Origin of the sequence: Bacillus sp. DU-106, from assembly GCF_004799705.1 — a bacterium.
Taxonomy (GTDB): Bacteria; Bacillota; Bacilli; order Bacillales; family Bacillaceae_G; genus Bacillus_A; species Bacillus_A cereus.
In genome coordinates this window covers 2,451,238-2,476,985 of record NZ_CP026607.1, presented here as the reverse complement: position 1 = coordinate 2,476,985, position 25,748 = coordinate 2,451,238, and the positions used below count along the sequence as shown (strand labels likewise).

Sequence of the window (25,748 nt, the reverse complement as noted above, 5' to 3'; positions counted from 1 at the left end):
AATATCAACCTTTATGTAATTGAACATATAGATAACAGTAATCCCCCAAATGAAATTGCTCCTAGTAAACCTACTACAACTCCTGTTAAACAAATACAATCAGCAAGACAAATAGAAGACTGCGATAATGGAACAAATGACCTACTTGTACTCGAACCATATTGTTTTATTTTCTCATAATTCACATCTAACATTAGATGTAAACATGTTACACCATCCTCAATAGTATGTAGAGGTTCTTTTTCTAATCGCTCCAATAATTTACTATCAAAAGCAACTGCTAGAGAGTACTGCTTATCCGATTTCATATTTTGATAAATTAGTTGCAAACGAGATAATATATTGTTTTTCTTCTTTTCAGATGTTACTGTACATTTCATTTTATTAAATTCATTTAATAACAGTGTCAATTCATCTCTTTTTCCGTATAAATCTTTAGCTATTTTTCTCTTTAGTTTATACGAATGGAAAATAGATTTTAGTTCAACCATATTCATACACTTCCTAATTACATAGTATTTACCCTATTATTTTGTAGATAAACAGTACTTTTTAATCTTATTTAAAATACACTTAAGCAACTTCATTTACTATCGATTAACATTACATTAACCTTACACGGTTGTAATAAAATCATTAGCTAGAAGGAAGCAATGCCTAAACTAGACAGATATTTGATGATAAAACCATAAGAAAAAAGCAATGATTAGATTTTAAATCTAGTCATTGCTTTATCCATCACCTGTTAATTACATCTATATATCTTATTGTTACTCTTTCACTTGAATGATTGAATATATCCATTAATAATGGCTATATTCTTTGTCGGCACGTACATATAACTAATGTTTTTTTATTGATAAAGTGAAACTTTAATCAGCTCTCACCAATCGGGCTTTTATGGGCAGTCCGCCACCTAACTTCTCTTTGCTCTCGCTGAATTTTTTTGGGGATGTTACTGCCCGCAACTAGCAAGATAGATGTTATCAATATTCATACGTTACAATAGTACCAGTAGTATCAGTAAAACCATCAAAACAGTTAGAGCAACCACCACAGCCTCCACAGCCGCCACAACCGCCACAGCCTCCGCAACCAATACAACCGAAGCAACCAATACAACGGAAGCCACCACAACGGAAGCCGCCACAACGACCTCCACCACAACCGCCACAACGACCACAACCGCCACAGCGACGAGCAGCATCTTCAATATAGTAATATGGATATTGGTTTTGCTGGTCCCAATAGACAATATTTCCAGACCGGTAATCATTAAGGCTTAACGCTTGTAGTTCTTGTTGAAACTGATTCATTTTCATAACCTCCGTTTATAAAATACAACCTCATCGATACTTCCCTATATTCCTGTTCGTTACATCTAAGTAGAAATAGCGCTATAAACTAAGTTCAATACGTACACCAACAAAGTATGACTTATCACTAGATGATGCACCTTGTTCATATACCTATTTTTACTATGGGCTCATTTTTATAAAGTGAAACTTTAATCAGTGGGGTTTTGTTCATCCCCTACCTAACTTCTTTGCTTCCGCTGAATTTTGAGGTGGGGGGCTTACTGCCCGGCAAATAGCGGGATAAATAAAAATTTAAAAATATGAATTCTAGCGTCATATCTTCATACTTACTAAGTTCAATTAATTTCTCAATAATTATGATGCCATGTCCTATATATTTCCGTCTGCTGCTTAGATTTTTCTGTACTGTAAATGGCTTTCGCTATAACACCTCCAAGTGACCGGTTTCTATGACGGATATGAAATTCCAACAAAAAAAGCCCTAATTAGGGCTTTTCATTCTATTTCTCCAGCAAAACTCTCTATGAAATTGCTAATTGAAAAAAGACACACTTAGATTGATGCGTCTTTTTGTGATGCCTCTTTTGTGAAATCATATAAAGCAATTGCGCCTAAAAGAACAAGTATACCTTGAGGAACATCTAGCAAAATAGTTTTCCAAATTTCTGGAATTACCCATTTAATATCTGCTGCTGTTTCAAGATATGTTTGGAAATAGCTGATTGTAAAATTAATTATCCCTAAAAATACAAACAACGATAAACCAAATCGAATTAATTTCTTATTTGTAAACATATAACACCTCTCAAAATTCATTGGATATTCCTGCTTTTGCTTCTTTATATTTCTATATCTTTATATCTAATTTTAACACATAAAGAACTCAAAAAAATACGATATGCATATTTGCATATCGTATTAACAACACTCCATGATAATTTAGGAATTCCTGCGAAGAAAAAACAACTCCGTTACAGCTAATAGCTCGGGTTTCTTTTCTTATTTAACTTCATACCACCAACATTTACGTTCTTTAATTGTAAAATAAATGTGACAGAAGTTTATCCAGTTAATGCGTAGACAAGTAAATGAGCTAAATTATCGATATTCTATTTCGCCATATCCGTAGCACTAATAACTTTACGCAAATTTGACAAGAAAAAATATATAGATAGGTATGATCCAGACCTATCTATAACATTACTTCTATTCTTTATCCAATTACGTCTTTTACGTCTGTATCCACTGGCCACTTTTCTAATGTATAAGCCATTTCCCAAAATGAATATTCATATTGACTGCTAATAATAAAATGCTGTTTCATACGTTTGCGGTCTGCCTCTGTTACTTTTTCAGCGATAGTATCTAAACGTGTAATTTGTTCTTCAACTAGCGTACGGAACCAATCAGATCCATAAGCAGAAATCCATTCGTTATAAATTGGCTCTTCCGGCTGGCACTCTTTTAAGCGTTCGCCAATTTCATAATACAACCAATAGCAAGGTAAAATTGCTGCAATGGTATCTCCTAAATGCCCTTCATACGCAGCACGATACATATGTGAAGTATACGCATATGCAGTTGGCGCAGGAATAAAATTATCTTTTTCTTCTTTCGTTATCCCTAGTTTTTTAGCAAAATTCTCATGTAAAGATAACTCGGCCTCATATGTATTTTGAGCATGATGTGCCATACGAGCTGTCGTCTCTAATTCAAGAGCTTTTGCAGCTCCTAAAGTTTGTACTCTAGCAAAATGACTCAAATAATATGAATCTTGAAGCACATAATAGCGAAAACTAGCTAAATCTAATGTTCCTTCACCAAGTTTTTTTACAAAAGGATGGTTAAAACTCGCTTCCCAAATTGAATCTACTTCTTTACGTAATGATTGTGAAAAAGTCATTTAAATCCCTCCAATAATGTATAAAATATAAGTATTTATCCACAATTATTAAAGCTGTAAAATAAAAAAACTTTCTTTACAGGCGTAAAGAAAGTGAAATTGACAGTATTTATTTACTCATTAAATAGCAACGTCTTTCCCACTTCCCTACGCTGGCATTAACCAGATCAGGTACTAAGAGTCTCAAAATCACATTTGATCTCAGCCTATAAAAGGCCCCCCTAGTGGATAAATATTTTGTTTTTATAATGTATTCATCATAGCATACTTCGTGAAACTGTCAAAAAAATTCGTTATATAATCTCCTTAAAACCCTTCTTCTTTTCTAACTTTTAATGATGTTTCAATAATCATATCTAATAGTTTGCTATAACTAATTCCCGCTGCTTCTGCACTTTTGGGCAATAGGCTTGATTGTGTCATCCCTGGTAATGTATTAATTTCCATTACATATGGAATTCCGTCCTTCACCATCATATCAACTCTTGCATAAACACTACATTTTAATGCTTTATAACAAGTCAGTGAAGCTTTATTTACACGTTCCTTAATTTCTGCTGGAAGTTCGATAACTTCCTCAACGGTACTAGTATCATCATATTTTGCATTGTAATCAAAGAACTCGGCTGCATGTCGAATTGAAACTATAGGTAACTGTTTTCCATCCAGAATAGAACATGTAATTTCATCACCTTTTATATACTTCTCAATTACTACTTCAGAATCCCATTCGAATACAGTTTCTAGCATTGAGATCAATTCATTTTTATTGTAAACGATTTTCACCCCGACACTCGATCCGCCAGAGTTTGGTTTTACCACTAATGGAAATCCTAACTTATCTAACTCATCAAGATTTAGATCCTCCATTTTTGTAAGTTCAATCCAATCTGGTGTTTCTACACCTTCATAACGTAAAATCTTTTTCGAAATATTTTTATCCATACATATACTGCTAGATAACATATTACTTCCGCTATAAGGAATCCCTAAACTCTCCAGTGTTCCTTGAACTGTCCCATCTTCTCCGTATTTTCCGTGTAATGCGAGCAATGCAAAGTCAATGTCTTTCGCTTTTTCAATTAAATCCATTTTTTCGTTTAATGTAATTGGAACTATTTCATACTTATTTTTATCTAAATGAGCAATCATTTCATTCCCCGTCATAATTGAAACTTGTTTTTCAGACGATACCCCGCCCATAATAACACCGATTTTCATTTTCTCAACTCCAAATTTCATTTTTTAATGTATCACCAATTATTTTAATTCCACGAACTATTTCTTCTTCTTTCAAGCGCGAAAACCCTAATCGGAAAGTGTTTGCTCCTTCTCCATCAGAGTAAAAAACATCTCCAGGTGAAAACGTAACGCCTTTCTCATAACACTTTTGTAAAAGTGTGCGGGCATTCATATGCTCTTCTAGCTCTATAAATAAATGAAGTCCACCATCTCCAGTCATTCTTTTAAAAGGAATGTACTGGTTACATGCCCCGACAGCTAACTCATATTTTTTCTTATAAACAGATCTTGCCTTTTTTAAATATTTTTCAAAATATCCCTCATGTAAATATTGAAACAGAACAGCTTGATCTAGCGTAGATGTGTGAATCGTTCTTGCTCTTTTTACGCTTTCTAAATAATGAATCAGCTCTTTATCTGCAATAATCCAGCCTACACGTAAACCAGGGAAAAGCACCTTTGAAAAGCTACTAATATAAATCACATTATTGCCAGCTCCCGCAAAAGTTAATAATGGAGCTAAATGTGAACCTGAATAACGTAATTCTTCATTAAATCCGTCCTCTATAATAGGAACGTTGTATTTTGAGAATAACCTCATCAATTCCGTTCTTTTCTCTGAACTCGTAACAATACCGGTTGGATTATGATAAGAAGGAATTAAATAAGCAAAATCAAAATCTTTTTCACGCAAACTTTTTTCAACTTCATTCGTATCAATACCATCCTCATGCATATCAATCCCATGAACTTCAAGTCCATGTAAACGGAAAAGCTTAAGTGCAGCATGGTGAGTTGGATTCTCACAAATGACACGACCGGATTTTTTTGATAAAGAAGAGAGTACAATATCCAATCCTTCTGTAAATCCATTTGTAATTAGAATATCTTTATTCGAAATGTCTACACCTTTCATTTCCATGTAATGAAGTAAATAATTCATTAACGGTCTATATCCCTTTGCATATCCGTAGTTCAATACGATGTCCCCTTCAATGGACATACGAGTAAGAAAAGCTCTTTTGAAATTTTCAACATCAAATAGCTTCTCATCCGGGGCTATACTATTAAAAACAATCATTCCCTTTTCCCAACGAACACCATGTTTCATTAAATCTAATTCGTCCGCTAATGCGGTCACTGTATTAAGTTTATTTTTCCAATCTATTTCAACAGACGAAGTGTTAGATATATCCACCTTGGCAACAAAGTTCCCTTTTCCTTTAACTGCATAAATGAGTCCTTCTTGCTCTAAATCTGCATAAGCAGCGAGTACAGTGTTTCTACTCACACTTAGTAATTCACTTAGTTCCCTTGTTGATGGGATTTTTTGATCCCCGAGCAAATGCCCTTTCATAATCATTTTCTTCAAATAATCTTTCAATTGAATATAAACGGGACGTTCTTTAACAACTTTAAAATCCTTAAACAATTTCTTACCCCCTGCAATCATTTTTGCATATTTATTTCATTCTCAAAAGGTCCACGGCATATGTATTTTTTATAAAGGGCGGTACGGTCTTACAAATCTTTTCGATATAAGTTTATTACATCTTTTAAAGCTGCAGCTGCAGCGCCTCTTGGATTAGAAGCCCCACCAATTGTAGTAACTTGTCCCATCGTATCTGTAAAGAACGTAATTCCTTTTTCGGTTCCATTTACTTTTGCTAACGGATGATCTTTTTCTATTTGGCACGGTTCAACATTTAAATTCACATTGCCTCCCTCATCCTTATATGTTGATGCTATTAATTTAATAATTTTATGTTGTTCCTTAGCATTTCGAATTTGCTGTTTTGTAACGTGCTCGATTCCTTTTATATGTATATCAGTAAGTGTTTTCTCTGTTTCCATTAAGCTGTTTGTCAAAAGTAACAATTTACACGCACTATCTGAACCACTTATATCTAATATAGGGTTTGTCTCAGCAATTCCTTTATTTTGTGCTTCTTTCAGTGCTTCTTCAAATGTCATATCTTCCTCATACATTTTCGTAAGAATATAATTAGTTGTTCCATTTAATATTCCTTCTATTTTTTCAATACTGCAACCGGCTAAACTAAATTGTCCGATATCTAGTGTCGGTAGTGCAGCGGCTGTTGCACCGCTATATCGAATTCGTATATTTGCGCCTTTTGCTGCTTCATTTATTTCTCTCCAATTTGTAACGAGCGCACCTTTAGAAATTGCCACTATATCCATCTGTTTTTCAATCGCTTGTTTCATATATTGTTTCCCTGGATTTCCATCTTTAAGATTTGTAACTGTTGATTCTACCAATACAGTACCACTTATGCTAGTTGTTGCACGTTCCTTCGGATGATACTCTAAATATTTTTCAATTGCAGCGGTACCGCCACCATACATTAATAAATGATGAAGTGATAAGCCGTCTTCATTATGTATTGCAATATTTCTCCCTAATACGTCGCTTACAACTAATTGAATCCCATATGTTTCATATATATATGAATATTTTTCATTTAATAATTTTATAAACTCTCTGCCTACTGTTCCGTATCCTGATAATACAACTTGAATTTTCATAATATCCCCCCATATTTTTCTACCAAATCCCTCTTTCAATATAATATAAAGCGCTCTCGAATTCCATCGAGAGCGCTTTATTATTACCTATTTCGGTAAACGTGATAGCTTTTCAGCAATTGTTCTATAAAACTCTTGAATGCTAGAAAAACCTAACGAGTCTGAAACACTTAACCCTATCATGTCGAGATGGTCCCAATTCGCTTTTGTTTCGATATGATTCCATTTTCCAATCTGTAATGACTCATTATTATTTACAGTAACATTAGAAGATGGTGCAATCATAGAATTTGTATTTACTACACCATCATTTTGCCACCAAGAAGTATCAACTAGCGGACGGTTTTCTTCATATCTCGCATAAGAACCTAAGAAAAATGCATTTCCCATTAACACTTTATTCATCGTTATATGAGGCAAATGTAAACCTGTTATAGGTGCTGCTTGTGATGCATGTCCACTATAGGATAAATAATACACATCTGGTTGCGTCTTTACCCAATTATTTAACTCCTTTGCACCATCTGTACTTAAATCCCATTGACTTATATCTTTTGTATTTTTCCAAAGTGAACTATTTAGAATACGATTACTATATTGGAAAAAGGACTCTCCAGCATTCTTCTTTATACCCCATTGATCCAATTTAAAATCATATAATGATAAATTATTGTTTCCTCCAAAGCTTGCAGCTGTAATGAGTAAATCTTTAACAAACGGCAGTAGAAGACTACCATCCGCAAGTGTTGTACCGTTGTGAGGGGTTGCTAATGTTGTAACACTATGAACGTATGATTTTCCGCCTTCAAATAGTGGTGATATTTTGGTGTCTGGGTGATTTTTCACATAATTCTTTTCTTCAAAACTACCTTCTTTTAATAGCTGTACTAATGTTCTAATCGTTTGTCCACCCATGCTATGTCCAACTAAATGAACTTTATTTGTTTCACTCCAATTCGGCGCAAAACCACTATAAGTTCTGCCAAAACGATTATGTCCATGTTTCTCAGCATGGACTGCACCATAGTCTACTGTCCCACCGCTAATTTGTGCATACAATTCACATGCACGATCCCAGTTACTAGAAACAGGTCCAACAGCTGCGGTATGTACCGTATAACCATTTCGTTTCAAATCTTCCTGTATATCATGAACACCACCCCAATATTTTACGCCAAGCATTTCTTCTCTACCCCATCCAGCAAATCCATTCACCAATATGATAGGATAATTATTTTGTTGCCTCTCTTCAGCGTATGATATTTTCGCTGCGAATGAACATACGGTCACTAATGCAAAAAAACATATTTTTAAAAATAACTTCCCCATACTTTCTCCCCCCTAATAAAACGTTTACATTTTTCTTCCTGAAAAAATTAACAGAATAATTTAACAACTTAAACATAATGTAAATTATTTTATATACATTGTATATATAGAAAACATATACAACTGTTGATAAATATTAATTCAAGCAAATATTTACTTTTTACAATATAACTTGTAAATCTATTTATTTAGATTTATAATTAGATATAGTTTCCTCATGTTAAAAAGATTTAAAAACCATAAGAAAACTAATCTCATTGCTTGAAAAGGAGGAAAAGGCATGCAAATCGGATTCAATATTCATACATTATCTCAACCTACTAAAATAACTCCATCTCATCTTGAGCATAATACTATCTCTTCTACTAAACTTGAAGATAAAAAATCAAATGATTCCATCAAATTTGATATTCGTTTATCTGAAAAAGAAATGAAACAACCTGAGCATAAATTTAATGAATTAGATTTATGGAAGATGCTAAAAGATAAAGGTGTTCCTTTATGGATTATACTTGAAATGCTACAAAAGGCTCGTAAAGAAAAAGAAGCACAAAATAATTCAGTTCAAAATTCAAATGCGATTGAAGAAACGAGTGAGACTCGATTAAATGAAGTAATGTAAGTTATTTAAACGGTATTAAAAAGAGCTCGAGGTTGATAAAGTATCCATCAACCTCGAGCTCTTTTTTAAGATTTTTCTCCAATCGTTACAAACTGAATTGATACCTCATCTCTATAACCTTCAATTAACTTTCTTACTTTTACTTTTTCATTAATCAACGTATTATCTGTCGATATTTTAGGGTTTTCATCACCTAATGACTTTTTCAAGTGTAGAAGTTGCATATTCGTTTCATTTGCTTTTATTTCTTTATACACACTATTTTTCGCCACAACGATATACCATAGTGCTCCATAGTCACGTTTATTGCCAAGCCAAGCATCACTACCATATGTAACAGGTATCTTGTTTCCTTCTATTTCAATACTTTTTATATTCTTTTCTTCTTCATTTATAAATAATAGGGAACTTTCTTTTGGAAAATTCGGCAACGTATCTAACGTTTTAGAAAGGGATGCTTGATCACGTTTACGAAAAAGCTTTGCATTCATCATCGCTTGTGCAGTAGATTCATTTATTATCAGAACCCTTTTTTGGTCAAATCTACCTGTTTTCACTGCAAAAGCTTCCTGTTCTTTCGTGTTTTCCTTATAACGATTCATAATTGCTCCAGTATGATTCTCATCTCCAATGATTAACACACCGTTAGCTGGAAATCTGTTTTCGTTTTTAGAGCATGCACTTACACTTAATAACAATAATATACTTAATATGAAAATAGATAATTGTTTTTTCATCACAGTTCCTTCCATAACTTCAAATTGTTTTTTTACATGCTTTTCTGCAATCTTACTTGCTGATTTTCTCTATTGTTCCATTGTCTTATGAAGCTTTTGTAAATAACGCCAACGAGTTATAAAGAAATATAAAACTTGTATACATATAAATGAAATTAAAATGACGATAGAGCTATTTAGAATAGAAAAATCGACTAATTGTTGTAATGCCATATAAGCGACTACAGTATGTATTACTGCAACGACAATTGGTAAGAAAAACATTAATAATAACTGTCTCGTTACAACTTTCTTTAGCTCCCGTTTACTTAACCCCATTTTCGAAATCATTTTATACTGCTGTTGATCACGATTCAAATCAGTATATAATCGGAAATAAATAAAACTAGCAGCAAATGTGAAGAAAACGATTCCGACTAAAACACTAGCCATAAGTAATAACCCATTCGTTTGTTTTGCACTTAACAACTCTATTGTTAGTGCTCTAAATTCAAAATGTATATCTCTAGGTTCTTGATCAAATATATTATTTAATTGGTTTGAAACCTCTTTCGTTTTTATCCAATCATCTACAACAAATCCGTAAGTACGATATTGAATAATATCTTCATTATCTGGACCACTATTAAGTGGAATTCCATCATATACATGATCTTGAATAGCAATATATATCCCTTTCGTATCATGTGGCAAAACTAAATTATCGACAGTTTTTTTCACATGAAATGTCTTTGTCCAATCGCCTTGAATGACTTCAATATTCTTCTTATAATCACCATTTTTAAATTCTTGTTTTTGTGATACCATTCCAGGAATTAATAACATTTCATCTTCTTTTTCAATCGTTTCTTGTTGATACCCTAGCGCTCTCGCAAGTTCGTTATATTCACTTAATTTCATTACATATACATTACTTTCTGTATATATATATGAAGATGAAGCCATTCGATACGGAATATTAGCATCAGCCAGATGGTTTTTTATAATAGAGAGATGTTTATCCGCTATTTTGTTGTTTTCAGGAGCCATGTATAGTAATGTATACGGATTCGTCATCCTTACTAAATCTTTATTTCCAAGAGCAGCTGTCGTGCCAATTGCTGTAAAAGCAACTGCTGATATAATAGATACTATAAAAAACATTGTTGCATTATCTTTCATACGATAAATTAATTCTGAAAATGTTAGTATATTTGTTCTCTTTAAAAAGAAAGTTTCTCTCCTTTTAGCAAGATGCAATATATAAACGCTACACTGTGTATATAAAAAGTACGTTCCAATAATCACCAGGAATACTCCTATTCCTAGCACAATAAAACTATGATTTGGGATAAAGCGAAATACTAAAATATAGCCATACCCTATACTAAATAAAGAAAAAATTGATAATAAAATTGACGATTTTGGTTCAGGTTTTGGCTTTTCTCCTGCTTGAATCAGTTCCACAAGCTCTGTAACTTTTATCATTTTAAATGTTACTAGCGAAACAATTAAAAATAAGAACAGAAATGTAATGATTGTTAATAATACAGCCTGTACTGGTATATAAAAAGGCAAGCCGTTACTAATCATTAATACACTTGCGCTTATTAATAAAACTAGTTTAGAAAATATGAGTCCAATAAGAATACCTATACATATTGAACCAAAACCAATTAACATATTTTCAATTAACAATAACTTTTTAAGCTGTCTCATTGACATACCTTGCATCATTAAAACGCCAAATTCTTTCTTACGCGTTTTTAAAAACGAACTAACTGAATATAAAATGAAGAAAAATGAAAATACAAAAATCAATCCTTGCGAAACTGAAAATCCCAATGTACCAAATGCACTTATTGTTGCACTTGTCGATTTCAACTCACCTTGTAAATCAGGATGAAATAATAAAAGAGCATACGTAAAGAAAATCATAATAGAAAATGCACTACTTAAAAAATGAGCAGCATATGTACGCTTATTGCGAAAAATATTATTAAATGCGAACTGACGAAAAGTCATGCCTTTTTCCTCCTAACAAAGAAAGGACATCCATAATCTTTTGATAAAAAGTTTGCCTACTTTCACCACAATAAATTTCGTTATATAGTTGACCATCTTTAATAAAGATTACTCGGCTGCAAAAGCTCGCTGCATACGGATCATGTGTAACTAACATCATCGTTGCTTTTTCTTCTTTATTTAGAGTATCAAGCATCTCCATTACATCATTTGAAGATTTAGAGTCCAAGTTCCCTGTTGGTTCATCTGCAAGTAATAATTGCGGCTTATGAACGATCGCACGAGCGATTGCTGTTCTTTGAGCTTGTCCCCCTGATATTTCAAATGTTCTTTTATTCAAGATATCTGTAATATTTAACTTCTCTGCAATCTCTTCCAATCGCTTGTTCATTTCTTGCACGGAAACACCATCTAAAGTCATCGGCAATACGATGTTTTCTTTTACAGTAAGTGTGCTAAGAAGATTAAATGATTGAAAAACAAATCCTAATTGTTTTCTGCGGAATAACGCTAAATCTTCTGATGATAATTGGAAAGGATTTGTGCCATTTATTAAAATTTCTCCCGATGATGGAGAATCAATAGTAGATACCATATTTAATAACGTTGTTTTTCCACTACCAGATGGCCCCATAATCCCTACAAATTCACCTTCTTGAATTGATAAATCAATATCAACTAATGCTTTATAAGGTACTTTCCCTTTATATACTTTACTAATACTTTTTGCATGTAAAATTTCCATGTATATTCTCCCTTCATTTGCACGTCTCATAACAGAGTGTAAATGAATTGTCTTACAGCTCATATTGATTCGTCTTTCATTTATCTTACACGCTTGTAAGATTTCTAAAAAAACTGATAATAAAACTTTTTTTAAACTGAAATTAACGCATAACTATCTTATAATAATTGTATAGTAGCAGGAAATACAAAGTATATGAAACCTTTATTATATAAATGAGAAAAGACCGATTGCTTTATCGGTCTTTTACTACCCAACGTTATATTTTTATCCACTCAGATCTTCTCAATATATAATGATTATATATTTGATTTTCTATCCTCTGTTGGCTCTTATAAATAAACCCACATTTTTCAATAACTTTATTTGATGCTACATTGTTAATTAAAGCAATTGCGTTAAGGACATTTAAATTTGTTTCTTTAAACAAAAAGTCAATTAAACCTTTAGTCGCTTTTGTAGCATAGCCATGATTTTGATGTTCATTTGAGATAGCATACATTATCTCTCTGTTTGGTGAAGGGAGTTCTTCTTTCATACCTGTGCAGCACCATCCAATAAATTCATTTGTGGTTTTCTTAAATATTCCTAGTCTTAATATGTGATCATCTATGTTAGTCGTAGTTCTCACTGCATGAAGAAACGCTTTATTTTCTGGTATTTCATAATTTACAACCCAATTAACCCTTTGTTCTTTCGTCGATTTCCAGTCCGGTAAAAACTTTTCTATTTCCGGTTGATTGGATATGTTATAAATACTCTCTGCATCTTTAGTGGAAAACTCTTGTAAGTAAATTTCACCACAATCTAGCCTAAATAACTTAGCGGAATTTTCTATTTCCATGACCATCCCCCATTGCCATCAACCTAAGCTTTTGAGATACCCCCATACCGAAATTTTCACCTTTTTACAGTTATTTATGAGAATTGAGCTCATTTTTTCGTTTTCGGGAACAATCAATTTCTTAAGTTGATGGGTATGTGATAATGCATCCATTTGAACAAATTTTCCTTTTCCATACCGATCACACACCTTTTGTAGAGTAATAGTATCAGCATATCCCAGTTTAAGAAGCTGATTACGAAATATTTAGAATTTTTTCGCGAGAATCCTCCGAAATGTAATACGGACTTTAAATATTTTCATTTATAATTCTCTATTTGTCTATACTTTTCATACCGCTGTTGTATAAGCTCTTCCGAGGATAATAGTATCAATTTTTTCAGAGATGATTCGATTACAGATTCAATCACTTTTGCCTGTGATTTTATATCATTTTGTGCTCCACCTTTAATTTCAGGAATGATTTCATCAATAATTCCTAAATGTTTTAAATCTTTTGCTGAAATTTTCATATGTTCAGCAGCTTCTGGAGCATACTTAGCGTCCTTCCATAGGATAGATGCTGCTCCTTCTGGCGAAATTACCGAGTACCATGAATACTCTAACATATGGATATGGTTACCGACACTAATGCCAAGAGCTCCACCACTTGATGCCTCTCCAATTACAATACAAACAATTGGCACTTTAAGTGTAGCCATTTCAAATAGATTTCGAGCTATCGCTTCAGAAATTCCACGTTCTTCAGACCCTTTCCCTGGATAGGCGCCTATTGTATCAATAAATGTAATAATAGGGCGATTAAATTTATCAGCTTGTTTCATAAGTCTTAGCGCTTTTCTATAACCTTCTGGATGTGCCATTCCAAAATTTCTTTCTATATTTTCCTTTGTATTTCTACCTCTTTGATGACCAATAACCGTAACGGGCATCCCTTTAAATTTTGCAATACCACCTATCATTGCTTTATCATCACCATATAATCGATCACCATGAAGTTCGAGAAAGTTTGTAAACAATAAAGGTATATAGTCCAATGTCGTGGGCCGGTTACGTAGCCTTGCAATTTGAACTCGTTGAAAAGGTGTAATATTAGAATGAATTTTATCTTGCATTTTATTTAAACGTTTTTCTAATACATGAATTTCTGGCGATAAATCTACATTATTTTCTTTCATAATTTTCTTTAATTCATCAAATTTCTCTTTTAATTCAATAATAGGACGTTCAAAATCCAAACTCATTTTACCCTCCAAATGTTATGATTTACCTCACTCTAATCAAAAGACTTAGAAATAGAATCAATAAATAATTCAAAACCATCCACAACTATTTTTTGTTCTGATTCTGATAAATTATTGAGAATACTTTGATAAAATGTAATGGATTGCTCTCTTAAGCAATTAACAGTTATGTGACCTTTTTCTGTGAGGTGCAGAAAAAGTTCTCTTCTATTTTTTTCATTTACTTCACGATAAATAAGCCCCTTTTTTACTAACTTATCTACCAATCTACTTACAGTTGAAGTCTCTAATCTAAGTTTATTGGATAGTTGCCAAACAGTTAATTTTTCCACCTCTAGTTCCTCTAACGCCATCATTTGAGAAGTTGGTAAAGGTTTTTCAAATAGCCCATTGGGCAAATTTTGAGATTCAAAAACCCCAGTTATTATAATCATTTTCTTAATATCTGTTCTTAGTTTTAAGGCATCTTCTCTTTTCAAATAGGTCACCCTCCTACAACTAATGTATCATACATCAATTGTATTATACATGAATATGTTTTTTTCACAAGCTTAACGTAAGCCAATATTACAACAATGGTACGTTAAAAAAGCAAACGGAATACATCCAGCTTGATATGACACAAATGCTGTCTGGTCTAATCCCTGGTGAAACGATGGAAATCCCCGAGGCATACATTGGTCAAAATCAGAAACTTCCAGCACGTGTTATTATCCATCGTTTAACCGATGATCAAACGCAAATACGTCTGAAAAACCAAGCAATACGTGAAAAGAAGAAAGGCATTGTCATGAAGGATAAAAGTAAACGTTTAATGAGCATGAATGTATATATCACGAACACGTCGCTAGAAGAAGTACCGACGAACTACGTGCATTCATTATATTCACTTCGTTGGCAGATTGAAATTTTGTTTAAAACGCGGAAGTCATTCTTTGAAATTGATGAATGTAAAAATATAAAAAGAGAACACCTAGAGTGTCATTTATATGGGCAACTCATAGGTATTCTCCTTTGTTCTTCTACAATGTTTCAAATGCGACAGTTTCTGCTTGAAAAGAAAAAGCAGGAACTGAGTGAATACAAAGCGATTTATATGATTAAAGATTACTTTCCTTTACTGTTTCAAGCGATAGCCGTTGGCACAGAAGAACTTTTAAAAATTCTGCATCGCCTTTATCAACTGCTCAAAAAGAACGGTCGTAAATATCATAGACATAAGAATATGAACGTCTTTGATATTCTAGGGATTGTGTATAACACGACGGTGAAGCATAGACAAGCTGCCTAGCGAAAAATCACTTTTTAATAGGCTTCTTTAGCATGCCTACTTTTTTATCACTTACTAGTTTTGAAACAAGAAGCATTTCGTATCTAGTAATTTACTTGATTAGCTTGATGGGAATGTAACCATCCCCCTTAATCACGTTTACAAATACATTATAGTGCCTTAATCTGCTTCGTAAGTTCCATAAACCGTTCATCCAGTGCTTTATATTCTTTGTCGTTAGAAGTTAAAAAGCTTAATTTCCCTAGTACTTCTTGTCTCTCTGTTTCTAACGTTAAACGTAGCTCTTCAATATCATCTCTTGTTTTCGTAGGTTCTTCTAGCTGCTTTTGTATCGTATTGTTTGAAAACACGAGTTTTGTGTTAGTTGTTTTCTCCAAAAAATATCGATCGTGAGATACAATTACTAATGTTCCGTTATACTCAGCTAATGTATTTTCAAGTTGTTCACGTGAAGGTAGATCCAAGTGATTCGTCGGTTCGTCTAAAATGAGTACATCTTTTTCATCTAAAATATAAGCCATTAGCTTACATTTTACTCTTTCTCCCATACTCATATGCTCAATCGGCTCTTTCCATTGAGAAGCTTGGAACCCTAAATGTTTCATTAAATTTTGGACTTTTCCTCTTTCTTCAAACGTCTCTTTAAAAAATAAATTTTCTGGTGTTTTATCAAGCGGTAAATCAAAAACTTCTTGTGTTAAATAGCCGATGTTCGCAGATGGTGAAATCCATATTTCTCCTTCAGCAGTTTCCGTTCCCATAATCATCTTCAGTAATGTTGTTTTCCCACTACCGTTTGGTCCAACAATCGCAACTTTCTCACCGTGCTGAATTGTAAAATTAACGTTTTCAAATAATACTTTCCCATGAAAGTCTTTTTTTAATTGCTTCACTTCTAAAAAACGTTTTCCTACTTTTTTGTTCGCTTGAATAGAAAACTCAACTGAATACTCTTCTTTCACACGTTCTACTTTCGCTTTCTCCAGCTCTTTTTCAAGTCGTTTTCGTTTTGACTTCACTTGTGCATCCATTCGCTTCGCTTTTACACGATAGAATTCTTTCACACCTTCTTGTTTTGTAGACTGTGCGTGTGCCTTTTGTGACCATGAACTCAATTCTTTTATATGTGTTTCTACTTGTTCTATCTTTTTTTGCTGCTTTTCATATTCACGCTGCTGCGACTTTCTTTTTTGCTCACGTGCTTTCATGTAGCTCGTATAATTACCACTATGCTCAATTAATTTTTTGTCCTCAATTGACCATATTTTTGTTGCGACAACATCTAAAAAATATCGATCATGCGATACAACGATAACTGTACCTTTCATGTTTTTTATTTGTTTAATGAGAAATCCCGTACTGATCTCATCTAAATGATTTGTCGGTTCGTCTAATATTAAGACATTAGGATTTTCAGCAAATCCTTTTGCTAATCGAATTTTCAGCTTTTCACCACCACTTAAAGTATGAAAATCGTTCGTTGGCACGCCCCATTTTGCAAGAAGTTCTGCTTCTTTTGCAATTACATCATTACTAATAAAAGATTCTATTTCTTGCTCAACATATGCTGTTGTCATATTCATTTGCATCCATTCAACAGTACCTTTTGAAGGTTCAATCTTCCCATTTATTAATTGAAGTAACGTTGATTTACCAGCACCATTTTTACCGATTAATCCGATAACATCCCCTTGTTTTACTGTCACATTCATTTTCTCTAACAACATATTTTCTTTTATTTCAACATAAACATCATTTAATTTTAATAGTTCTTTCATAAATACCGATCCCTTTCATTAAGGGAGAATAAAAAATCCTCCCAAATAAATTTGGCAGGATTAGTCATTACATTATTTATACCCAAATAAGCTATTGCGCAATATAAATAGCAATACCGTTGTATGGAAATTGGGCAGACTAATCCTATTTTTTAGAAATTGAAATTTATTGAATTTCAACATTTAAAAATAAGATTAGTTAATCATCGTCCACCCATCATTCCTTTCCGTCGTTAATAACCATATTGTACCATACTAGTACTGTATGAGTAAATGCAATTATATGTGCTGTTAAAAAGATTGCTTTCTTTTAGGTTTATTTATCATTCCTTAACTTCATGTTGAATAAGCACAAGTTACATTGATTGTAATACGTCCTTTAGATTTCCCCAGTAGTAAACTTCTAAGCACTCTCTATTATATAAAGTGAAACTTTAATCAGTGGGGGTTTTCTTCATCCCCACTGATTATTAGTTGAACCAATCGGACTTTAATGGGCAGCCCGACCCCCACCTAATTTCTTTGCTTTCGCTGAATTTTGAGGTGGGGGTCTTACTGCCCATTAAAGCGGGATAAATTTTGTATAAAAACAAAATGTTATTCATTATCCAATAATCACTTATTGTTTTTCGATAAATTTTTATTGATTATTCCCTTATAATAAGCTATTATATTTTTACAGAAAATATTAATGTAAGGATTGAATTTATGGACAGGACATTAAAAATCACAAAGTTAAATATGTTTTTAAGGATTTTTCTCGTCCCGATTATAGTAGGGATAATTGTTGGTATACTAACTAAATTGGGGCAAGGTATACTTCCTGGACATTGGAATTCATTAGCTAATCTAGGAAGCGTTTGGTTAGTTCCATCCTTTTTTGTGGCTAGCTTTAGTTATTCTAAGCGTACAGCTATACTTTCTGGTATCCTTGCACTACTCGGTATGGTATTAGGCTACTATGGTTATGCAATAGTTATTAAAAATGTAGCTCACTCTATTTATTTTATATCCGTATGGATTGTATGTGCATGTATAGGAGGAACTATCTTTGGAGTTGCAGGTTTTCTATGGAAAGATACTACGGATCCACTTCATAAATTCGGAAGCGCGCTTATTAGTGGCGTTTTTGTAACGGATGGACTTCATATTCTTTTAAATTTTGAAGACTATAGTCACATGTTACCTGTTGGATATACCGAAGTCATAGTCGGGATTATCTTGATTCTTGTATTAGAACGCTCTAATGCTAATCGAATTTCTTCTTTCTTAATGATGGTTCCTATCACTATTTTAGGATTAATTGGATATAAATTATTAAGTTTGTTTACTTAATTAAAATTCATGAAGCTAGCTCTATCAAAGGGCGAGCTTTTTTCTTACAAAAAACTATTTAAATATTAATAAATTATTAAAAACCTCTCATTTAACAGCCTTATTTATTATTGTGTCATTACACATACTTACACGACCTTTTATTAGGATCATACCAGTCTTTTATATCATTTTATTTAATCCATATAAAGTAAGGCTAAAAAACTTATTTCAAAAGTTCTTTAGCCTGAGTCATTTTTACACATTTAAAATTTAATACGTACAACGGTACCTTTACCAACTTCTGAATGGATTTCTACACTATGTCCTAATTGCTTCGTAATTTCATGTACGAGATATAGCCCCATTCCAGTTGATTCTTTAAAATCTCTACCATTTTCTCCTGTAAAGAAAGGTTTAAACACTCTTGGTAAATCTTGCTTCGGTATTCCTACACCATTATCAGCAATTTCAAGTATAACATTATTACCTTCCTTACAAGCTTTCACTTTAATCTTCTCTCTACTACCAGATGAATATTTAATCGCATTCGATAGTATTTGTCCAATTAAAAATTGTAACCATTTCGCATCACTTTCTACTGTAATGTCCTTATCAATTTCAAGCTCTGGATATACAAAATTCCGGATAAAGAACCGTTTATGCTCATGTACCGAATCATTCACTATTTTATATAGTTGTACTCTTTCTACATAAAAATCTTGTGTAAATGCTTCTAAACGTGCGACATACAGAGCCATTTCTAATCCCTTTTTTAATCGATCAGTTTCCTCATTTATACTTTCAAAACGTGAATCTACTTCATCCTGTGTAATTAATTCTATTACAGATAAAGGTGTTTTCATTTGATGAATCCACTGATTCATAAAGGTTAAATGGTCATTATTTTTTCTCTCTTGCATTTGCAGCTGATTTTGATAATGTCGATATTGCACCTCAAGTAGTTCTTGAAGAGCAGCCGATACAGCTGCAAAATCAGATTTTTGAACAGATTCATCCAAAGATTGCATCGGGTTTGCTAAGCGCTCATAAAAAGAACGATGTGTAAAATAACGAAACACTAAATAACTTCCCATAAAGAAAACACCTAGAAACATTGCATATAACGCCGTTGTAATATGATTATGCCCATCAAACCAATATACGAGAAATATAGCTAGTAGTTGAATTATAGTAAAGCAAATAAGTGGTATATGATCACGTATAAACAACCTTATCATTTTTCTATACCAGTATCCCAAGTAATATGCAATCTATATCCAACACTACGAATCGTTTCAATCGCACCTTCTATATGTAACGTTTGTAACTTTTTACGCACACGTGTTGTATTTACACTTAATGTATTATCATCAACATAAGATTCGCTATCCCATAATTTATTTAACAACACTTCCCTACTCACAACACGCGGATAATTTTTCATTAATGTCTCTAATAAAATAGCTTCGTTTCTCGTTATATCAATCTCTTCGTTTCTAAGTTTCAATACAAGTCTTTCAGGATATAAACAAAGGCCTTGTTGCTCAATCATTCGCTCTTCTAGTTTCGGTGCATAATCTCCATATGCACGTCTTAAATGACTACGAATTTTCGCCACTACAACTTCATAATGAAAAGGCTTCGGAATAAAATCATCGCCACCGTTTTCTAACGCCATAACTTGATCCATCGTACCTTCACGAGCCGAAATGAATAGTATCGGACATGTAGAAACACTACGAATTTGACGACACCAAAAGTAACCATCAAAACTCGGTAAATTAATATCTAATAAAACTAACTCTGGTTGTTCATCTAAAAAAATGTCTAATACATTTTGAAAGTCCGATACAATAACTCCTTGATAACCATATTTCGCAACATATGTTGATAATAGTTCTGCAATTTTCATATCGTCTTCTACAATCATAATTTTGACCATTATTGAACTCCTTTTTAATCCACAATCTCAAATATACTTATATAAAATAAATACTACCTCTTTTCACAAAATCCGTAAATTAAAAAAAGGATGCTTTTATACAAAAGTATCCTTCTTCTATTATTCTTACTTAATATGAAAGTTACTGCAATTAAAACCTAGCTTCTCCACATAATCCATACTTAGTTCCATTCGTGCCGTTTTAAGTGGATCCACAACTTGACAAACTTTTAAATCACCGGCAGCTGATGTGTGGCACATGAAATGCTCTCTTCTTTCGGTGCAGTACCAATTACACCAATTATTTGATTAATCAGAATTTGTAGTTCATTTGAAAACAAAACATGTTCATTATGTATTAAGACGATTTTTATTGTATTTTCATGTAGATCTTCACCCATTACGCCAAGGTTCACCCCTGTAGTTAAAACACCTTGCTCTGCAATTTTTATCTTTTCAATCGTTACAGCTAATATGTCACCAGGTTCTGCACCACTGATATATACAGGTCCAGTCGTCGGATTAATTCGGTTTCAATCAAATTCTTGAAACGCAACATCTTCAGAGTCAATTTGATTCTCAAAGCAATCATATGTTCCAAATATAAGACGACTCCCAATTTCTACTTCCGTATGTTGCTTTGAAATAAACTTTGATTAAACATACCTCACAGACTCGTAATTTATGGTAAACAAGAAGAATTCATTTTGAAAAAAGATTGATCAAAATGAATTCTTATCTAACAAATTTAAGTTTCTATACTATAAAAAGTTTGGTCATTTTCTATCTTTATTCTTCAACAAACGCGCCCTTTTCTTGAACAACATGCATCGTATTATAATTTAGACATAAAGACAAAACCCTAAATTACGAAGTGTCTTATAACTCTTTGGTGTGCTCATACACTACCGATTGATACGTTTCCGGATTAATTCTCAAGAATTTCGTGTAACCTCTCAGCAAACTCTTTATGATGCACTGTGTTATAGCCCACATGGTTTCCTGGAAACTCTGCGAATTCTGTTCCGAGGTGTTCTGCCAAGTTGAATGCGCAATGGTAAGGAAAAAATTCTCGTGAAATACTTCCACCGGCTGGACGTACCTGTATCGATGCAGGTTTTAATGAGCGCTTTAATGCATCGATGTTTAAAGTATAGCTGAGAATTCCCGGGATTTCATACTCAGTGAAATAAAACGAATTGCCGAGTAGTCGCTTTGTTAGCATATCCTTCGATAGTCCGGAATTGCTATCATCGATATTTGACAATAACTTCATGACCTCACTTTTATGATTCCCTTTAAGGTCTTCCATGAAATTTATAGCCTGCTTCAACTCATTTTCAGGTAAAAGTTGTAATAAAACCGGTTCGTGTGGGATTAGTAACTGTACCTGCCCAGGATGGCGTATACACAAATCAAGTCCGATGACAGCACCAGAACTACTTCCGAATATATAAGCCGGTTCATTGGTCAAATTGGCTAGCAGCCGGTGAGCGTCTTCACTATGTGTTTGCACATGGTAATCCTCAGTTTTATTGACGAGATTGCTACGGGAATGACCACGACGATCGTAAGTAACAACGGTATACCATTTAGCAAGATGGTCGGCAATATTATGGAACTTGTCGGCATCACCACCCCCACCATGAATCAAAAGAAGAATTGGACCCGAGCCACGCACCTCATAATAGATGCTTGCTCCAATTACTTGCAATGTTCCGTTTTTTACTATACTCATTTGTACATCCTTCCTTTCTTTTGTCATCTCCCTTAACATTACATGATTGGTGAATGATATAAAATGCAGGAAATAACTAAGAAACAAATTCACCATAAGAAAAAGCAATGTGTGGCTTTAAAATAAAGTTTGATTAAAAATATTGTGTTAAACCGTATTCTATGTTGAATAAAAAGAAACCATTTTGAAAAAAGTTTAATCCAAATGGTTTCTTATCCAGCAGGTTTATGTTTTATAAAAAAGTTTGATCATATATTTACAATTCTTTGATTAAAGAGATACAGCATCGCAACTTTATTTCAAAACTACACCATACATGGTTTATTCTCTGATGACATCGCGTAAATAATATGGTCTTTATGAATTCGATACATAATACCTCTCCCTTTTATATTTATCTACTATTACTAATTAGCTTTTTTTATACAAGCTCCTCTTAAAATTAAATGTTATTTTTATGTAAAAAAGCACGCAGATTGTTTTATAACATACACTCTTTACTATAACAGAAAGGTGGTATCACTATGCCCCTTATTCCATACAACGAAAGTGATGTTGATTTACTAGCTCGATTAATTCGTGCTGAAGCTGAAGGCGAAGGTCGCCAAGGTGAGGAGTTAGTTGGATGCGTTGTAGTAAACCGTGTATTTTGTGATTGCTTAGATTTTAAACAACTCCGTACCGTACGAGACGCTGTATATCAAAGCCCCGGCGGATTTGAAGCAGTACAATATGGATATTTTTATCAACGTGCTCGTGAATCAGAAAAAGAAATCGCACGAAAAGTTTTACAAGGTCAATGGCGCTGGCCTGCACGATGGGCTCTTTGGTATTTCCGTCCAGTTGGAGCTTGTCCGCCTGAATGGTATAATCAGCCATTTGTAGGACAGTTTAAAAGCCATTGTTTTTATGAACCAAGTGGTGATGAATGTCCGAAAATGTATTCACGATAGTAAAATTTGCAACGCAAGTACTTAGAAATTTTGGTACTTGCGTTGCTTTTAACTGTGTTTTAGAAATCTAATAGTGTGATGAAATTTTCTATGCCTACTACATGTATTAATAATGGTATACGAGGACCATTTGATTGATTCATAATGAGCTTATATATAATAGTGAATAATTGTTTTTGATTTTCTTTCATTATTTTTTTATTTTCATGATGACAAATCGTATATAATTGCTCCATTAAGTTAGAGTAATCTTTATTAGAACGAAGTATTTTACAAACTTCTACTAGCCATTCTTTCTGCCTTTCATCTAATGTGTAGTAAAACTCTGCATTTTTCTCCTCATTTACCGCGATTAATTTTTCAGATTGAAAGTTTCTTATCCAATACTCTGCGCGATTACTTATCGCTCTCATTTCATCTAATGCATAGCTCCTATCTATTTTCTTTAATATCCCCTGTAAAATAGTTGAATCAAAATTTAATAATGGTAACGTTCCTGCTACTTGATTAAATTTCGGATATTCTTTAATCTCACTATCAACTCTAGAGATTTTAATTGCATCAAATAAATCTTCATTTTTGAGCGTTTTATTTTCATAACTATCTTTCAATCGCTCATACTCTGTATAATTACGAATCACATCTTCATCCAACCCAATATAAAAAGCAGCGCCTGGTTTGTATTTTGCAAACATAAAGAGAATTACTTCTGGTATATACACTTTCAATAAATTGCTTGGTGTAATACTATTCCCTGAAGAACTAGACATTTTTTCATGATTCCCTTTAATACCAATAAAATCGTAAGCAACGTAATGAGGCGCTTCTCGATTGAATATTTTCCTTGCAATTTCTTTTGATACATTATAACTACCCGTTTCTGATGAATGATCTCTACCGCCCGGTTCAAAAATAACATCCTCTATCATCCATCTCATCGGCCAATCGATTTTCCAGTTTAGTTTCATTTTATTTGTATTTAATACGGATAACTCTTTTTCATTTCCGCATTCACATTCATACCGGACTGTTTTTAATACTTCATCAAAATGTGTAATAGTTGTTGTATCTTTTCCGCATCTCTCACAATATAATGTAGCTGGATAAAAGCTCTCTCGCTCTTCTTCACTACACTCTCTAGTTTTAAAACCCATTAAAATATCATATATTTCTTTTCGTTTATACAAGGCCTCTAATATATTTTCGTTATACCTTCCGCTTCTATATTCATCATGTTGATAAATAAATTCTACTTCAATTCCAAATGCTTGAAGCGATTTTTCAAACTCTTTTTCAAAATGCTCCGCATACGAGTTATGACATCCATACGGATCTGGAATATCACAGTATGGCATACCAATATACTTTGCAAAAGATGGATCAATATTTTTTGGAACTTTTCTAAACCTATCATAATCATCCCACGAAAATATAAAACGAGTCTTTTTCCCTAAATCTTGAAGTGCTCTTACTACGAAATAAGTCGTTACGATTTCACGAAAGTTCCCAATATGAACAGAACCTGACGGACTAATTCCAGATGCACAAACAAACATTTCTTTATTTGGATGTTTCCTAATTAATTCATGTGCTACTTCATACGCCCAATGCATATATTACTCACCTCAATTATTTTTTGTTTCTCATTTCCAGTTTTATGCAACAAAAAAACTCCCACCCCCAAGATTATTCATCTTGAGGACGAGAGTTGTTAGCTTCGCGGTACCACCTCAGTTTGTTAATATGTCACCATATTAACCTCTTCAGGTACGGCAAAATATGCTTATACCCTATCTCTATAACGGGAGAACCCGTCGCACCATCCCTAAATAAATTAGTTCCTTGCGCAGCTCCAAGTCTTTTTTCATTAAGATGTATACCGCTCTTTCTCAGCTACCAGAGCTCTCTGTACGTATTCTTTCTTAACTACTCTTCTCTTCTATGCCTTAAATATTAGTTTTTTAATATGATAATTTATAACACTTTTATTGTCAAACTTTTCCGAATCGAAATCGTAAAATTATCTAAAAAAATTCTTTATCGCTTCTAATTGAATTTTGTGGCTACACTCATCACAACAATATGCCCCTTTTGGTTTCTCTTTAAATCGCTTATATTTTTCACTGCCTTCGTAAACACGAAATATATTCTTACAAGAAAAGCAAACAATCTCATAAAACATCATATGCATTT

The 25,748-nt window shown here is 33.2% G+C and carries 23 protein-coding genes, 3 pseudogenes, 1 riboswitch and 1 other annotated feature; of the genes and pseudogenes, 4 read left to right on the top strand and 22 right to left on the bottom strand.

What is annotated here, in order from left to right; all coding sequences use genetic code 11:
- Positions 1-11: 11 nt before the first annotated feature.
- The 9 genes and pseudogenes from C3Y97_RS12620 to C3Y97_RS12580 form a co-directional block, all read right to left on the bottom strand.
- Complete coding sequence (locus C3Y97_RS12620; RefSeq protein WP_127063977.1) at positions 12-497, bottom strand: homoserine dehydrogenase; 486 nt, start codon at positions 495-497, stop codon at positions 12-14.
- A 209-nt stretch (positions 498-706) separates the two neighbouring features.
- Positions 707-841 (bottom strand): annotated as a pseudogene (locus C3Y97_RS28465) (site-specific integrase); the annotation flags it as partial.
- Between the two features lie 145 nt (positions 842-986).
- Positions 987-1,316 (bottom strand): heterocycloanthracin/sonorensin family bacteriocin, encoded by a 330-nt coding sequence (locus C3Y97_RS12615; protein WP_136363424.1) that lies wholly within the window; start codon positions 1,314-1,316, stop codon positions 987-989.
- A 555-nt stretch (positions 1,317-1,871) separates the two neighbouring features.
- A complete protein-coding gene (locus C3Y97_RS12610) occupies positions 1,872-2,135 on the bottom strand; it encodes a DUF3937 domain-containing protein (protein ID WP_002082716.1) in 264 nt (87 codons plus the stop codon).
- Positions 2,136-2,532: 397 nt separating this feature from the next.
- Positions 2,533-3,222 (bottom strand): thiaminase II, encoded by a 690-nt coding sequence (gene tenA, locus C3Y97_RS12600; RefSeq protein ID WP_000144518.1) that lies wholly within the window; start codon positions 3,220-3,222, stop codon positions 2,533-2,535.
- A gap of 127 nt (positions 3,223-3,349) precedes the next feature.
- Positions 3,350-3,455, bottom strand: a riboswitch (TPP riboswitch).
- 73 nt (positions 3,456-3,528) lie between these two features.
- Positions 3,529-4,443 (bottom strand): D-alanine--D-alanine ligase, encoded by a 915-nt coding sequence (locus C3Y97_RS12595; protein ID WP_002164531.1) that lies wholly within the window; start codon positions 4,441-4,443, stop codon positions 3,529-3,531.
- Between the two features lie 4 nt (positions 4,444-4,447).
- Positions 4,448-5,896, bottom strand: coding sequence for a MocR-like pyridoxine biosynthesis transcription factor PdxR (gene pdxR / locus C3Y97_RS12590; RefSeq protein ID WP_000471644.1), 1,449 nt, complete (start codon positions 5,894-5,896; stop codon positions 4,448-4,450).
- 89 nt (positions 5,897-5,985) lie between these two features.
- Complete coding sequence (locus tag C3Y97_RS12585; protein WP_136363422.1) at positions 5,986-7,011, bottom strand: homoserine dehydrogenase; 1,026 nt, start codon at positions 7,009-7,011, stop codon at positions 5,986-5,988.
- Positions 7,012-7,098: 87 nt separating this feature from the next.
- Positions 7,099-8,340 carry an esterase/lipase family protein gene (locus C3Y97_RS12580; protein ID WP_000517070.1) on the bottom strand — a complete coding sequence of 414 codons (1,242 nt, stop codon included), beginning with the start codon at positions 8,338-8,340 and terminating at the stop codon, positions 7,099-7,101.
- Between the two features lie 280 nt (positions 8,341-8,620).
- On the opposite strand from C3Y97_RS12580, the gene C3Y97_RS12575 reads away from it, so the two are divergent.
- Positions 8,621-8,962, top strand: coding sequence for a DUF3914 domain-containing protein (locus C3Y97_RS12575; protein ID WP_001165456.1), 342 nt, complete (start codon positions 8,621-8,623; stop codon positions 8,960-8,962).
- A gap of 65 nt (positions 8,963-9,027) precedes the next feature.
- On the opposite strand, the gene C3Y97_RS12570 is transcribed toward C3Y97_RS12575, so the two are convergent.
- The 6 genes from C3Y97_RS12570 to C3Y97_RS12545 all read right to left on the bottom strand — a co-directional run bounded on the left by C3Y97_RS12570 (position 9,028) and on the right by C3Y97_RS12545 (position 15,015).
- On the bottom strand, positions 9,028-9,699 hold the full coding sequence (locus C3Y97_RS12570; RefSeq protein WP_000744467.1) for a lipoprotein BA_5634 family protein: 672 nt from the start codon (positions 9,697-9,699) through the stop codon (positions 9,028-9,030).
- A gap of 69 nt (positions 9,700-9,768) precedes the next feature.
- Positions 9,769-11,703: an ABC transporter permease gene (locus tag C3Y97_RS12565; RefSeq protein ID WP_000144159.1), complete on the bottom strand. Its 1,935-nt coding sequence runs from the start codon at positions 11,701-11,703 to the stop codon at positions 9,769-9,771.
- Complete coding sequence (locus C3Y97_RS12560; protein ID WP_000404283.1) at positions 11,678-12,448, bottom strand: ABC transporter ATP-binding protein; 771 nt, start codon at positions 12,446-12,448, stop codon at positions 11,678-11,680. The genes C3Y97_RS12565 and C3Y97_RS12560 overlap by 26 nt, the downstream gene beginning before the upstream one ends.
- Before the next feature lie 259 nt (positions 12,449-12,707).
- Positions 12,708-13,292, bottom strand: coding sequence for a GNAT family N-acetyltransferase (locus C3Y97_RS12555; RefSeq protein WP_000402112.1), 585 nt, complete (start codon positions 13,290-13,292; stop codon positions 12,708-12,710).
- A gap of 299 nt (positions 13,293-13,591) precedes the next feature.
- Complete coding sequence (locus C3Y97_RS12550; RefSeq protein ID WP_000050722.1) at positions 13,592-14,536, bottom strand: acetyl-CoA carboxylase carboxyltransferase subunit alpha; 945 nt, start codon at positions 14,534-14,536, stop codon at positions 13,592-13,594.
- A gap of 32 nt (positions 14,537-14,568) precedes the next feature.
- Positions 14,569-15,015 (bottom strand): MarR family winged helix-turn-helix transcriptional regulator, encoded by a 447-nt coding sequence (locus C3Y97_RS12545; protein ID WP_000817658.1) that lies wholly within the window; start codon positions 15,013-15,015, stop codon positions 14,569-14,571.
- Between the two features lie 83 nt (positions 15,016-15,098).
- On the opposite strand from C3Y97_RS12545, the pseudogene C3Y97_RS12540 reads away from it, so the two are divergent.
- A pseudogene (locus tag C3Y97_RS12540) lies at positions 15,099-15,827 on the top strand (IS4 family transposase); the annotation flags it as partial.
- A gap of 149 nt (positions 15,828-15,976) precedes the next feature.
- Here the strand turns inward: C3Y97_RS12540 and abc-f are convergent.
- A complete protein-coding gene (gene abc-f / locus C3Y97_RS12535) occupies positions 15,977-17,605 on the bottom strand; it encodes a ribosomal protection-like ABC-F family protein (RefSeq protein WP_000661372.1) in 1,629 nt (542 codons plus the stop codon).
- A gap of 708 nt (positions 17,606-18,313) precedes the next feature.
- On the opposite strand from abc-f, the gene C3Y97_RS12530 reads away from it, so the two are divergent.
- Entirely contained in the window at positions 18,314-18,940 is a 627-nt protein-coding gene (locus C3Y97_RS12530; RefSeq protein WP_000376271.1) for a DUF6518 family protein, read from the top strand.
- 245 nt (positions 18,941-19,185) lie between these two features.
- Here C3Y97_RS12530 and C3Y97_RS12525 read toward each other — a convergent pair whose 3' ends face one another.
- The 4 genes and pseudogenes from C3Y97_RS12525 to C3Y97_RS12510 all read right to left on the bottom strand — a co-directional run bounded on the left by C3Y97_RS12525 (position 19,186) and on the right by C3Y97_RS12510 (position 22,602).
- Positions 19,186-20,160, bottom strand: a complete 975-nt coding sequence (locus C3Y97_RS12525) for a sensor histidine kinase (RefSeq protein WP_002164532.1) — start codon at positions 20,158-20,160, stop codon at positions 19,186-19,188.
- Complete coding sequence (locus C3Y97_RS12520; RefSeq protein WP_000239008.1) at positions 20,157-20,864, bottom strand: response regulator transcription factor; 708 nt, start codon at positions 20,862-20,864, stop codon at positions 20,157-20,159. Before C3Y97_RS12520 ends, C3Y97_RS12525 begins: the two co-directional genes overlap by 4 nt.
- Positions 20,865-20,990: 126 nt before the next feature.
- A pseudogene (locus tag C3Y97_RS12515) lies at positions 20,991-21,511 on the bottom strand (acetamidase/formamidase family protein).
- Positions 21,512-21,792: 281 nt separating this feature from the next.
- The gene (locus C3Y97_RS12510; protein WP_000029414.1) at positions 21,793-22,602 is read right to left on the bottom strand and encodes an alpha/beta fold hydrolase; all 810 of its coding nucleotides are present in this window, start codon (positions 22,600-22,602) and stop codon (positions 21,793-21,795) included.
- A 524-nt stretch (positions 22,603-23,126) separates the two neighbouring features.
- Here C3Y97_RS12510 and C3Y97_RS12505 point away from each other — a divergent pair.
- Entirely contained in the window at positions 23,127-23,555 is a 429-nt protein-coding gene (locus C3Y97_RS12505; RefSeq protein WP_001128402.1) for a cell wall hydrolase, read from the top strand.
- 59 nt (positions 23,556-23,614) lie between these two features.
- Here the strand turns inward: C3Y97_RS12505 and lysS are convergent, their stop codons facing one another.
- Positions 23,615-25,168, bottom strand: a complete 1,554-nt coding sequence (gene lysS, locus C3Y97_RS12500; RefSeq protein WP_127063973.1) for a lysine--tRNA ligase — start codon at positions 25,166-25,168, stop codon at positions 23,615-23,617.
- 81 nt (positions 25,169-25,249) lie between these two features.
- Positions 25,250-25,506, bottom strand: a binding site (T-box leader).
- A 69-nt stretch (positions 25,507-25,575) separates the two neighbouring features.
- The gene (locus C3Y97_RS12495) at positions 25,576-25,746 is read right to left on the bottom strand and encodes a DUF2197 domain-containing protein (RefSeq protein WP_000551042.1); all 171 of its coding nucleotides are present in this window, start codon (positions 25,744-25,746) and stop codon (positions 25,576-25,578) included.
- Positions 25,747-25,748 lie beyond the last annotated feature (2 nt).